Below are 11,746 nucleotides of genomic sequence, written 5' to 3'. Positions count from 1 at the left end.
CGGTGGTGGATGGTCAGCGGGCGTACCAGGCGGCGACGGCGGCGATCTCGTCGTCGGCGGCCCGGGTCCTGCCCGCGTTGAAGGGGTAGACGTGCTGCTGGCCCTCGCCGATGGAGAGCGTGGAGTCGACCCCGGCCGCCGTGGCCAAGTCGTGCAGTCGGGTCGCGTTGTCCAGTAGCGACTCGACCGAACCGGCGGTGATGTACAGGCGGGGGAAGCCGGTGAAGTCCGCGTAGAGCGGGTTGGCCAGCGGCGTGGTGGGGTCGACCGAGTCGCCCAGGACGCCGGCGATCATGCCCTCGAGGAGCCCGCGGGTGATGAGCGCGTCGGTGGCGTCGTTGGTCTCCAGGGTCACGCCCTTGTTCTCCATGTCGAGCCACGGGGAGAACGCGATCACCGCGCCGGGCAGCGGGCCACCCCGCTCCTTCAGCGCGAGGGCGGTGGCCACGGCGAGGTTGCCGCCGGCGGAGTCACCGATGGTGGTGATGGCCTGCGGGGAGATGCCGGAGTCGACCAGGCCGTGGAAGACCGAGACTGCGTCCTCGAGCCCGGCGGGATGCGGGTGCTCGGGAGCGAGACGGTAGTCGAGCACGAAGGACTGGACCCCGAGGGCCTTGGCGACGTGGGCCGCGAGCTTGCGGTGGCTCGACGCCGATCCCACGGAGAAGCCACCACCGTGGGTGTACAGCAGGACCTGTCCGGCATCGGAACCGACGGGGCGGCACCAGATGCCGGGGACCCCGCCGACGACGCCCTCCTCGTAGGTGACGTCCGTCGGCTCGGCCGTGGGCTGGTGCCACTCGTCGAAGATGCTGCGGAACAGACGGACGGTGAGGCCCTCGGTGGTGGCGAGGATCTCGGACCAGTCGGTGTAGAGGTCCTTCAGCGGATCGTTCTCGGTGGCGGCCTGTGTGGTGGTGGCCTGCTCGGTGGTTGCCTGCTCGGTGGTTGCCTGCTCGGTGGTCATGGCGGCGTCCTTCCTTCCGGTCCCGGGCACCTCCCGGGGGTGTGATGCAGAACACTAGGATCGGCCGCCGGTCCGAAAGTGTGCCGTTTCGGAACACCGGCCCCGGCTCTGACAACGGGACCGGCCGAAAGCGACGACGTGAGCCACCCCACATGCGGTGATGCCGCGGCCGCAACAATGCCTCCCGATCCGGCAACGGCGGCCTCCCGACACCGGGTGACACCGGTGTGACGGGTGGCACATAATGGCGTCATGGCGAGAACATCAGGGCTGGTCGCGCCATGACGGTCGATCGTCCGGGCGTCAGTGTGGAGGAGATCCGGTCAGCCAAGGAGGCGCTCATCCGCGCCGGGTCCCTCAGCGATGCGGGTCCGGCCCCGGAGTGGCTGCTCGCCGAGATCGACCGCAGCTGGCGCCGGTCGATCAGCGCGGGTGCGGCCCGGGGATCCGGCGAGTTCCTCTACCGCGACGAGGTCGACCCGGACAGTGAGCTCAGACGCGCTGCGCGCCCGATCCTCGACCGACTCGCGTCGACGGTCCAGGATCTGGGAACCGCGATATTCCTGGCGGACGCCGGCGGCCAGGTCGTGGACCGCCGGATCGCCGACCCCGGAGATCGTGGACGCTTCGACCGGGCGTGCGCCGCCGAGGGGTTCCTCTTCTTCGAGACGACCATCGGTACCAACGGGCTGGGTACCCCGATCGAGGAGAACACCTCGGTCTTCGTGCGGGGCCCCGAGCACTTCAACGAGGCACTGGAGGGATTGGCCTGCGCGGGGGTACCGATCCCCCACCCGATCACCGGACGGGCGATGGGCTCACTGTCGCTCGCGGCGCCCGCCGACAGCGCCGAACGGATGATGCTCGCCCTGACCCGCGAGGGGGCCCGGGCGATCTCGGAGCAACTGTCCTCGGGCGAGCTCCTGCGGGACTCGGCGCTGGTCGGGGCGTATCGGCGAGCACGCGGCCGTGGCCCCGTCGTGGTGCTCGACGCCGAGACGGTGATCGCCAGCGTCTCGGGGGCGTCCCTCCTCAGCACCGAGGCGCATGCGCAGTTGTGGGAGGCGCTGGTCACCGGTGCCCCCGGCCACGGCCGACGGCTTCTGGAGCTCGAACTCGACGGCTCCCCGATGCGCCTCATCACGCACCCCCTGGGCGACCACGATCGGCCGGCGTTCGCCGTGGAGATCCTCGACCGTGGCGCGCCGCGCCTTCGCGGCCGCCCGGCCTCGCACGGCGCGACCGCCACCGTGTCGCCCGCCGGCCACACGACCGGCCCAGTTCTCGTCACCGGACCCGCCGGGTCGGGGCGGTATCACGCGGCGCGGCAGCTTCTCCGGCACAACGGACACCCCGAGCCCGTGGTGGTGTCCGCCGCGCGGCTCCGAACGGACGGCCCCGAGCTGGGTGCCGCGTTGAGCGGTCTCGACTCCGGTGGTGCCGTGATCGTCAGACGGTTGGAGGAACTGCCGACCGCCGAGCGAGCAGTGCCCGGGCTCCTCCGGGACGCCGCGGAACGTACGCCCGGTGCACGCCTGGTGGCGACCGTCGACCCCGAACGCTCTCCCGACGACCTCGGCGAGGAACTGGGCCGATGGGGCACCCCGCTCGCCGTTCCGGCCCTCTCGTCCCGGCAGGGAGAGCTTCCGCGGCTGGCCGAGGCGATCCTGGGCGAACTCGACGCCCCCCTGAGGCCGGTCCTGTCCGCGGCCACCCACCAGGCGCTACTGCGGTGGCACTGGCCGGGAAACGTCGCGGAGTTCCGCCGCGTGCTCCTCGACCTCGCCGACGAGTTCCCGGGACGGACGGTCGAGCCGTTCCACCTTCCCGAGAGGATGTGGGAGGCCGCAGAACGTCGGCGACTGAGCCGCATCGAGTCCGTGCAACGCACGGAGATCGTCGCGGCCCTGCGCGAGAGCGGCGGCAACCGATCGGCGGCGGCGGCGCTCCTCGGCATCGGCCGCACCACCCTCTATCGCAAGTTGCGCGAACTCCGGATCGACCAGGACAGCCTGTCCGCGTGAGGACTCCCGACCGGTCCCCGGGTCCTGTCGAGCAGGCCTAGCACTCCCCCGTGAGCTCGGAGAGCAGGTCGAGGACGGTCTTCACCGCCGGGTTCGCCTCGCGGCCTCTCCAGGCGGCCCGGAGGTGGACATCGGGCATGACCGCCACCTCGTCCTCCACTGGGGGTACGTAGCGGATGTGGGGATCGACGACCCTGCGCGCCACGGACCCCAGGGTGAGGTGGGCGCCCACCTCGGCGCTCACGAGGGCGAGCGCGGTCTGCGTGTCCGGGGCGACCTGCGCGAAATCCGGGACGACCCGCGCCGCCTGCGCCAACCGGCGCGCCCGATCCACGAGAACGGACCCCTGGTGTTCGGGCAGGGAGATCAACCTCAGGTCCGCCAGCTCGGCAGCGGGCACCTCCGCGTCGCCCGCCAGTCGATGGGTCGCCGGCAGCGCCCAGATGAGCCCGTCGCGCTCCACCACCCGACTGTCCAGGCCTGCCGGGATCACGTCCCAGCGACCCAGGGCCACGTCGACGTCCCCGGACATCAGCAGGCGGAGCGCGGGCTGGGCGTAGGTCTGACTCGCCAGCGCCAGTTCGATCCCGGGCCTGTCCGACCGCACCCGCCGCGCGAGTTCGGCGACCAGCTCGTAGCTCGACACCCCCGCGAACGCGAGTCGAACCCGCCCGGTCTCCCCGCGCGCCGCGGAGCGAGTCGCCTCCTCGGCGCGCCGCAGCGCGCGGAGGACCTCGCGGGCCGGGCCGATCAGGGCGGCTCCGGAGGGGGTGAGCTCCACCGCTCGCGTGCTCCGGTCGAACAGGGTCGTCCCGAGTTCCCTCTCCAGCGCCTGGATCGTCCGGGTGAGCGGTGGTTGGGACATGTGGAGCCGCTCGGCCGCACGCCGGAAGTGCAGCTCCTCGGCCACGGCCAGAAAGGCGCGGATCTGCGCGACGTCCATGGTCGCCTTCCCCTCTCGCTGGCGCAGCCCGCCAGCGGTGATGCCCCCAAGGTATCATCGTCGCGGCAAAAAGTATTGGACTCGTATCAATCCGGTGTGGAGAGTGTCACACATGTACACCGGAAACCCAGCGGTCCCCGACGACGTCTTCGCCGAGGTCCTCAGTAAGATCAGCAACTTCGTCCGCACCCGCGTGGTCCCGCGCGAGTCCGAGATCATGGCGACAGACTCCATCCCCGAGGACCTGCGCGAGCAGGCCGCGGACATGGGTCTGTTCGGCTTCGCGATCCCGGACGAGTGGGGAGGGCTCGGGCTCGACCTCGTCCAGGACGTCGAGCTCGCGATGGAGCTGGGGTACACCAGCCTGTCGTTCCGCTCGATGTTCGGCACCAACAACGGCATCGCCGGCCAGGTTCTGGTGGGATTCGGGACCACCGGGCAGCAGGAGCGGTGGCTCCCGGGGATCGCCTCCGGGGACGTCGTGGCCTCCTTCGCCCTCACCGAGCCGGGTGCGGGCTCCAACCCCGCGGGCCTGCGCACGAGCGCGCGTCCCGACGGCGAGGACTTCGTGATCGACGGCGCGAAGCAGTTCATCACCAACGCCACCATCGCCGACCTCTTCGTCGTCTTCGCCAGGATCCCCGCCACCGACGGGGGCGACGGCACGATCGCGGTCTTCCTCGTTCCCGCCGACGCTCCGGGCGTCGAGGTGGGCCCCAAGGACGCGAAGATGGGCCAGGAGGGCTCCCGGACGGCGACCGTGACCTTCTCGGGTGTGCGGGTCGGCCCGGAGTCCCTCGTGGGCGGCGATGCGGCATCCGGGTACCGGGCCGCGATGACCTCGCTCGCCCGGGGCCGGATCCACGTCGCGGCCCTCGCCGTCGGATGCGCCCAGCGGGCCCTCGACGAGGCCGTCGCCCACGCGGTCACCGCCACCCAGGGCGGAACCGTCGTCGGCGACTTCCAGCTCGTCCAGGCGATGATCGCCGACATCCAGACCGGCGTCATGGCCGGCCGGGCGATGGTGCGGGAGGCGGCCCGGCTGTGGGTCACCGACCAGGACCGGCGCATCGCCCCCTCTGCGGCGAAGCTGTTCTGCACGGAGATGGCCGGCAAGGCCGCCGACCTCGCGGTCCAGGTCCATGGTGGCACCGGCTACATGCGAGATGTGCCCGTCGAGAGGCTCTACCGCGACGTCCGCCTGCTCCGCCTCTACGAGGGGACGAGCGAGATCCAGCGCCTCATCGTGGGCGGCGGGCTGGTCCGGGCCGCGAAGAGGGCGTTGTGATGCTGCCGCTGGAGGGAATCACGGTCGTCGCCTTCGAGCAGGCCGTGGCGGCGCCACTGGCCACCCGGAACCTCGCCGACCTCGGCGCCCGGGTCATCAAGGTGGAGCGGGTCGACGGGGGCGACCTCGCCCGGGGCTACGACCACGTGGTCAACGGGACCGGGGCGCATTTCGTCTGGCTCAACCGGGGCAAGGAGTCCCTGGCCGTCGACCTGAAGAGCGAGGAGGGACGGGACGCGGCCACCCGCCTGGTGGCCGGCGCCGACGTGGTGGTCGAGAGCCTCGCACCGGGCGCCGCCACCCGCCTCGGCGTGGACGCCCCGACCCTGAGGGCGGAGCGCCCCGGGTTGATCGTGGCCTCGCTCTCCGGGTACGGATCCGGCGGGCCCCTGGGCTCGCGGAAGGCCTACGACATGCTGATCCAGGCCGATTCGGGCCTCATCTCGCTCACCGGCACCCCCGAGCACCCGGCCAAGACCGGCATCCCCACCGCGGACATCGCCTCCGGGATGTACCTCGCGCAGTCGATTCTCGCAGCCCTGCTGCGCCGGGCGCACACCGGAGAGGGGGCCACCATCGAGGTCTCGATGCTGGAGGCCACGGTCGAGTGGATGGGCCACGCCCTCTACACCCAGCTGGCGACCGGCCGGCAGCCGGAACGACGGGGCGTGGGACACAGCGCGATCGCCCCCTACGACCGCTACCCCACCGCCGACGGCGAGATCCTCATCGGGGTCCAGACCGACTCCGGGTGGCGCTCGCTGGTCACCGAGGTCCTCGGCGCCCCCGAGCTCGCCGTGGACCCACGGTTCCTCACCAACGTCGACCGGGTCGCCCACCGGGCCGAGTGCGACACCGAGGTCGCCCGCCTGACACGACGGTGGTCGACGGCCGACCTGGAGCACCGGCTCTCCGCGGCCGGGGTCCCGGCGGCCAGGCTCCGGGACCTCGCGCACGTCGTGGACCACGAGCAGCTCCGCGCGCGCGACCGCTGGCGGGAGATCCAGATCGAGAACGGAACCGTGCGGGCGCTGCTGCCCCCCGGGACCTTCTCCGACGTCGAGGCCCCGATGGGCGCGGTTCCCGCGCACGGTGAACACACCCGCCGTCTGCTGGCGGAATCCGGCCTGGACGCGGCGGCCGTCGAGTCCGCCCTGGCGAACGGCGTGGCCTTCCAGGCCCACGTCGACGTCCGCCGGGGGGCACGGTCATGACCGGGGGGTTCACCGTCCTCGACGTCGACCTGCTCCCCGACCGGGTGGTGGTCCTACTCGACCGCCCGGAGGCGCGCAACGCCATCGACCAGGCGATGGTCGACGAGCTGCACCGGGTGTGCGACATGCTCGAACGTGACCCTCGCATCCTGCTGCTCGGAGGCAAGGGCGGGGTGTTCGCCGCCGGTGCGGACATCGCCCAGCTTCGCCACCGGCGCCGGGAGGACGCCCTCCGCGGCATCAACTCGGGGTTGTTCGACCGCATCCGGCGGCTGCCGATGCCGGTCATCGGGCTCCTGGACGGCCACGCCCTCGGCGGTGGGGCCGAGCTCGCCTACGCCTGCGACCTCCGGATCGGGACACCCCGGCTGCGGATGGGCAACCCGGAGCCCGGGCTGGGCATCCTCGCGGCCGCGGGGGCGACCTGGCGCCTGGGCGAGCTGGTCGGCGAGCCCCTGGCCAAGGAGATACTGCTGGCGGGACGCGTCCTCAGCGGCGACGAGGCGTTGGCGATGCGGCTGGTCAGCGAACTCGTGGAACCCGAGGAGCTCCTCGCCGCCGGAGGGCGCTGGGCGGATCGCATCTCCCGGCAGTCCGCGCTGGCGGTGCGGTTGACCAAGGCGGCGTTCCACGCCCCGCGGGAGGCCCACCCCTACATCGACGACCTGACCCAGGCCGTGCTGTTCGAGACCGAGGAGAAGGAGGAGCGGATGACCGCCTTCCTGGAGAAGAGGAAGAAATGACCGTGCCAGAACGCGTCGGCGTCTACGGCGGAGGACGCATGGGAGCAGGTATCGCCTACGCCTTCCTCGCCGCCGGATCCAGGGTGACCGTCATCGAGGCGACGGGAGAGGCCGCCTCGGCCGCACGGGCCCGACTCGCCGCCTCGGTGACCACGGCCTCCGAGCGCGGGCACCTCGACCGCGATCCGGCCGAGCTCCTGGCCCGCGTGGAGGTGTCCGATGACCCCTCGGCGCTGGAAGGATGCGAGCTCGTGGTGGAGGCGGTACCCGAGAGCCCGGCCCTCAAGGCGGGGGTCCTCGCCGCCATCGAGGCCGCCGCGCCCGACGCGTGGATCGGCACCAACACCTCCAGCCTGTCGATCGACGACCTCGCCGGGTCGCTGGCCAGGCCGGAGCGTCTCGTCGGCCTCCACTTCTTCAACCCGGTGCCCGCCAGCGCGCTGGTGGAGATCGTGGTGGGCGGGAAGACCGATCCCGCGCTCGTCGAGCGCGCCCGGACCTGGGTGGGTGGCCTCGGCAAGACGGCCGTCTCGGTGACCGACTCCCCCGGGTTCGCCTCGTCCCGTCTCGGGGTCATGCTGGCGCTGGAGGCCATGCGCATGGTCGAGGAGGGTGTGGCCTCGGCCGGGGACGTCGACACCGCCATGGAGCTGGGTTACCGGCACCCGATGGGCCCGCTGCGCACCACCGACCTCGTCGGACTGGACGTGCGGCTGGCCATCGCGGAGTACCTGGAAGAGCGCCTCGGCCCACGGTTCGCCCCGCCCCGGATCCTGCGGGACAAGGTGGCCGCCGGCGATCTCGGGAAGAAGACCGGCCGGGGATTCTTCTCCTGGTGACCCCGCACCCCGGAGACGACGAGACCCCCCGACTTCGATCGAAGTCGGGGGGTCTCGGTCTGTGGTACCCCCGATGGGATTCGAACCCACGCTACCGCCGTGAGAGGGCGGCGTCCTAGGCCGCTAGACGACGGGGGCCTGTTCGCTCACCCGTGACACGAGAGCCGATCGGGCTCCGCGTTCCGGGCTTCATCACACTAGCCGGTCGTTCCCCAACCCCCAAATCGCGGGTCGGCCGTCGCGCCGGGGCGGAACACGGGAGAAGGCCCGGAGCGGATGCTCCGGGCCTTCTCTGTCGTACCCCCGATGGGATTCGAACCCACGCTACCGCCGTGAGAGGGCGGCGTCCTAGGCCGCTAGACGACGGGGGCCCGAGGACGCGGATCCCCCCGGGGGGATCCACTGTGCGAACGTTCCATGAACGCTCAGCTGGCCTACCAGGACTCGAACCTAGAACGACGGTACCAGAAACCGCTGTGTTGCCAATTACACCATAGGCCACTGTATTCACTTTTCCGCCCCTCGCGGGGCGCCTCGAAGAGACTATCAAATCACCGAGGGTGAATAGCAAATCGCCCTGTCACTCGGCGATCGGAGCGGACCGCAGACGAGCGATCGTGGCCTCGCGGCCAAGCAGTTCGATCGACTCGAACAGCGGCGGGGAAATGTGCGATCCGGTCACCGCGACGCGGACCGGGCCATAGGCCTTCCGCGGCTTGATCCCCAGAGTGTCCACGAGCGCCCCCGACAGCGCCGACTCGATCGCGGGCGTCGTCCACTCCTCCAGCGGCTCCAGTGCCGCGACGGCGGCGTCGACCACCTGGCGGGCCTCCGCCTTGAGGTTCTTGGCCGCCGACTGCGGGTCGACGGAGAACGTGGCCTCGTCGACCACGAGGAAGCGGATGAGGTCCCACGCGTCGGACAGGACCACGATGCGGGTCTGCAGCAACTCCGCCACCACCGCCCAGCGGTCACCGTCCAGGTCCGCCGGGAGCGTCAGCCCGTCCTCGGACGGGTGCTCCACGAGGAACTCCCGAAGGCGCCGCGCGAACTCCTCCGGAGGGAGCTGCCGGATGTGCTCGGCGTTGATCGCGTCGGCCTTCTTCTGGTCGAAACGCGCCGGGTTGGCGTTGACCTTCCGGATGTCGAACGCGGCCACCATCTCCCGGAGGGAGAACACGTCACGGTCGTCGGACAGTCCCCAGCCCAGCAGGGCCAGGTAGTTGAGCAGCCCCTCGGGGAGCATGCCGCGGTCGCGGTGCAGGAAGAGGTCCGACTCGGGGTCCCGCTTGGAGAGCTTCTTGTTGCCGTCTCCCATGACGAACGGCAGGTGGCCGAACTCGGGCACCCTGTCGGCCACGCCGATCCGCATGAGCGCGCGATACAGGGCGATCTGCCGCGGCGTGGAGCTGAGGAGATCCTCGCCACGAAGGACGTGGGTGATCTTCATCAGCGCGTCGTCCACGGGATTGACCAGGGTGTACAGCGGGATCCCGTTGCCGCGGGTGAGCGCGAAGTCCGGGACCGTGCCCGCCTTGAACACCGTCTCCCCGCGGACGAGGTCGTCCCACGCCAGGTCCTCGTCCGGCATCCGCAGGCGGACGACGGCGCCGCGCCCCTCGTCCCGGTAGGCCTGCTTCTGCTCCTCGGTGAGGTCGCGGTCGTAGCCGTCGTACCCGAGCTTGGGATCCCGCCCGGCCGCGCGGTGCCTGGCCTCGACCTCCTCGGCGGTGGAGAAGGACTCGTAGGCCTCCCCCGCCTCCACGAGCTGGCGCACCACCTCGAGGTGTTGGTCGCGGCGCTGCGACTGGCGGTACGGCGCGTAGGGTCCGCCCACCTCGGGCCCCTCGTCCCAGTCCAGCCCCAACCACCGCAGCGCGTCGAGCAGGGCACGGTACGACTCCTCCGAGTCACGGGCCGCGTCGGTGTCCTCGATGCGGAAGACGAACGTCCCTCCCGTGTGCCGGGCGTGGGCCCAGTTGAACAGCGCCGTCCGGACGAGCCCGACGTGGGGCGTGCCGGTGGGAGACGGGCAGAAGCGGACGCGGACGTCTGAGGCGGTCATGGCGACCATCCTAGTGACGGTCCCGCCTCGCACCCCCCACGAGGACCGGCCTAGGATCGGGCGGGTACCCGTGGCCGCGATGCGAGCGCGAGCCACCCCCGTCCGAGCCGAGGGAGGCGAGCCGTGGCGTCAGGGCCCCACCCCGACGCCGCCAGGCCTGTCACCGCACCGGACTTCCTCCTGTCCCGCCACACCGGATCCCTCCGCACGCAGGGCGCCCTCCGGGAGTTCACCGACCCCGCGGACGCCGCCCTGGCGCTGCGGTCCGGGGCCTGCGGACTGGTCGTGGGCGCGATCGGCTTCGAGCCGGACGCGCCCGCCGCCCTGGTCGAGCCGGACATCGTGGTCCGCACGGACGGGCCCCTCGAGCCGCCCGCCTACTTCCGGTCCATCCGTACGCGGGCCCGGGTGGCGGAGGAGATCCCCCCGACCGCCGTCCACCGGGACCGGGTGGCCACCGCCGTCGCCGGGATCCGGGCCGGCGGCCTGGACAAGGTGGTGCTCGCGCGCGCCGTGAGACTGGTCGCCGAGGAGTCGATCGATCCTCACGCGGTCTGCGCGGCGCTCATCGACTCGAGCCCGTCCGCCGACGGCTTCCTGGTCGACCTCTCCCCGGCCGGCGGGGACCACGCCGGCAGGGTCCTGGTGGGGTCGAGCCCCGAACTGCTCGTCCGCCGCCGCGGCGACATCGTGGAATGCCATCCCCTCGCCGGATCCGCACCCCGCGCCGCCGACCCCTCCGCGGACCAGGCGGCCGGTCGCGCCCTGCGGGAGTCGGGCAAGGACGCCTCGGAACACGCCTTCGTGGTGGACGCGCTCGCCGCGGCCCTGGCCCCCCTGTGCCGCGACCTGGAGATTCCCGACCACCCGTCCCTCACGTCCACCCGCGAACTGTGGCACCTGGGAACCCGGATCCGGGGCCGGATCGCCGACCCCCGCACCACCGCGCTCGACCTCGCGCTGGCCGTGCACCCCACTCCCGCCGTCTGCGGCACCCCGACCGACGAGGCCCGGCGGGTGATCGCCGGCCTCGAGGGCGAGCGTGGGTTCTATGCGGGAGCCGTGGGATGGGCGGACTCCCTGGGCGACGGCGACTGGATGGTCACCATCCGCTGCGCCGAGATCGACGCGGACCGCTCCGGTGCGGTGGCGTGGGCGGGCGGAGGGCTGGTCGCCGACTCGGACCCCGACGACGAGGTGGCCGAGACCGCGGCCAAACTCCGCACGGTGCTCCGGGCGTTCAACGCCTCCTGACCGGCCGACTACCTGTCGACGACCGGATTGCTCAGGGCCCCGATCCCCTCGATCTCCACGGTCACGCGGTCGCCGGGGAGCATCGGCCCGACCCCGGCGGGGGTGCCCGTGAGGATCACGTCGCCCGGGAGCAGGGTCATGACCCTGGTGACATACTCGACGATCTCGCCCACGGTGTGCATGAACTGGGAGGTGTTGCCGTCCTGGCGCACCTCCGAGGTGCCGTCCGCGTGGTGGAGCGTGGTGCGCACGTCGAGGCCGTTGGGGTCGAGGTCGGTGACGATCCACGGGCCCAGGGGGCAGAACGTGTCGTACCCCTTGCCGCGGGTCCACTGGCCGTCAGAGAGTTGCTGGTCGCGCGCGGTCACGTCGTTCGCACACGTGTATCCCAGGATCACCTCGTGCGCCC

General features: G+C 71.9%; 10 protein-coding genes and 3 tRNA genes. 6 read left to right on the top strand and 7 right to left on the bottom strand.

The annotated features are described in order from the left end of the window. Window positions 1-13: 13 nt before the first annotated feature. The gene (locus B4M60_RS03190) at window positions 14-967 is read right to left on the bottom strand and encodes an alpha/beta hydrolase (RefSeq protein WP_291080210.1); all 954 of its coding nucleotides are present in this window, start codon (window positions 965-967) and stop codon (window positions 14-16) included. Between the two features lie 281 nt (window positions 968-1,248). On the opposite strand from B4M60_RS03190, the gene B4M60_RS03185 reads away from it, so the two are divergent. Then, window positions 1,249-2,991: a sigma-54-dependent Fis family transcriptional regulator gene (locus B4M60_RS03185; protein ID WP_291080208.1), complete on the top strand. Its 1,743-nt coding sequence runs from the start codon at window positions 1,249-1,251 to the stop codon at window positions 2,989-2,991. Between the two features lie 37 nt (window positions 2,992-3,028). On the opposite strand, the gene B4M60_RS03180 is transcribed toward B4M60_RS03185, so the two are convergent. Then, entirely contained in the window at window positions 3,029-3,934 is a 906-nt protein-coding gene (locus tag B4M60_RS03180) for a LysR family transcriptional regulator (protein ID WP_291080206.1), read from the bottom strand. 112 nt (window positions 3,935-4,046) lie between these two features. Between B4M60_RS03180 and B4M60_RS03175 the strand changes: the two genes are divergently transcribed. The 4 genes from B4M60_RS03175 to B4M60_RS03160 are packed head-to-tail and all read left to right on the top strand — an operon-like array spanning window position 4,047 to window position 8,018. Next, on the top strand, window positions 4,047-5,222 hold the full coding sequence (locus B4M60_RS03175) for an acyl-CoA dehydrogenase family protein (protein ID WP_291080205.1): 1,176 nt from the start codon (window positions 4,047-4,049) through the stop codon (window positions 5,220-5,222). Beyond that, a complete protein-coding gene (locus tag B4M60_RS03170; protein WP_291080204.1) occupies window positions 5,222-6,436 on the top strand; it encodes a CaiB/BaiF CoA transferase family protein in 1,215 nt (404 codons plus the stop codon). The genes B4M60_RS03175 and B4M60_RS03170 overlap by 1 nt, the downstream gene beginning before the upstream one ends. Next, window positions 6,433-7,179 (top strand): enoyl-CoA hydratase/isomerase family protein, encoded by a 747-nt coding sequence (locus B4M60_RS03165; RefSeq protein ID WP_291080203.1) that lies wholly within the window; start codon window positions 6,433-6,435, stop codon window positions 7,177-7,179. The genes B4M60_RS03170 and B4M60_RS03165 overlap by 4 nt, the downstream gene beginning before the upstream one ends. Beyond that, window positions 7,176-8,018 carry a 3-hydroxyacyl-CoA dehydrogenase family protein gene (locus B4M60_RS03160; RefSeq protein WP_291080202.1) on the top strand — a complete coding sequence of 281 codons (843 nt, stop codon included), beginning with the start codon at window positions 7,176-7,178 and terminating at the stop codon, window positions 8,016-8,018. Before B4M60_RS03165 ends, B4M60_RS03160 begins: the two co-directional genes overlap by 4 nt. A 62-nt stretch (window positions 8,019-8,080) precedes the next feature. On the opposite strand, the gene B4M60_RS03155 is transcribed toward B4M60_RS03160, so the two are convergent. The 4 genes from B4M60_RS03155 to gltX all read right to left on the bottom strand — a co-directional run bounded on the left by B4M60_RS03155 (window position 8,081) and on the right by gltX (window position 10,083). Beyond that, window positions 8,081-8,156, bottom strand: a tRNA-Glu gene (locus B4M60_RS03155). A gap of 160 nt (window positions 8,157-8,316) precedes the next feature. Further along, window positions 8,317-8,389 (bottom strand) — tRNA-Glu (locus B4M60_RS03150). A gap of 58 nt (window positions 8,390-8,447) precedes the next feature. Beyond that, window positions 8,448-8,519: transfer RNA gene (locus B4M60_RS03145), tRNA-Gln, on the bottom strand. 79 nt (window positions 8,520-8,598) lie between these two features. Continuing rightward, entirely contained in the window at window positions 8,599-10,083 is a 1,485-nt protein-coding gene (gene gltX / locus B4M60_RS03140; protein ID WP_291080200.1) for a glutamate--tRNA ligase, read from the bottom strand. A gap of 123 nt (window positions 10,084-10,206) precedes the next feature. Between gltX and B4M60_RS03135 the strand changes: the two genes are divergently transcribed. Continuing rightward, window positions 10,207-11,337, top strand: coding sequence for an isochorismate synthase (locus B4M60_RS03135; protein WP_291080198.1), 1,131 nt, complete (start codon window positions 10,207-10,209; stop codon window positions 11,335-11,337). Window positions 11,338-11,345: 8 nt separating this feature from the next. On the opposite strand, the gene B4M60_RS03130 is transcribed toward B4M60_RS03135, so the two are convergent. Then, on the bottom strand, window positions 11,346-11,746 hold a 401-nt coding region (locus B4M60_RS03130; protein WP_291080196.1), incomplete at its 5' end, for a fumarylacetoacetate hydrolase family protein.

The sequence above is a fragment of the Dietzia sp. UBA5065 genome (assembly GCA_002415925.1).
Classification (GTDB): domain Bacteria; phylum Actinomycetota; class Actinomycetes; order Mycobacteriales; family Mycobacteriaceae; genus Dietzia.
This window is presented reverse-complemented; position numbering and strand designations above follow the sequence as displayed.

Coding starts and splice junctions, on each gene's coding strand:
- B4M60_RS03190 (WP_291080210.1), bottom strand. CDS start 967: ATGACCACCGAGCAGGCAACCACCGAGCAGGCAACCACCGAGCAGGCC.
- B4M60_RS03185 (WP_291080208.1), top strand. CDS start 1,249: ATGACGGTCGATCGTCCGGGCGTCAGTGTGGAGGAGATCCGGTCAGCC.
- B4M60_RS03180 (WP_291080206.1), bottom strand. CDS start 3,934: ATGGACGTCGCGCAGATCCGCGCCTTTCTGGCCGTGGCCGAGGAGCTG.
- B4M60_RS03175 (WP_291080205.1), top strand. CDS start 4,047: ATGTACACCGGAAACCCAGCGGTCCCCGACGACGTCTTCGCCGAGGTC.
- B4M60_RS03170 (WP_291080204.1), top strand. CDS start 5,222: ATGCTGCCGCTGGAGGGAATCACGGTCGTCGCCTTCGAGCAGGCCGTG.
- B4M60_RS03165 (WP_291080203.1), top strand. CDS start 6,433: ATGACCGGGGGGTTCACCGTCCTCGACGTCGACCTGCTCCCCGACCGG.
- B4M60_RS03160 (WP_291080202.1), top strand. CDS start 7,176: ATGACCGTGCCAGAACGCGTCGGCGTCTACGGCGGAGGACGCATGGGA.
- gltX (WP_291080200.1), bottom strand. CDS start 10,083: ATGACCGCCTCAGACGTCCGCGTCCGCTTCTGCCCGTCTCCCACCGGC.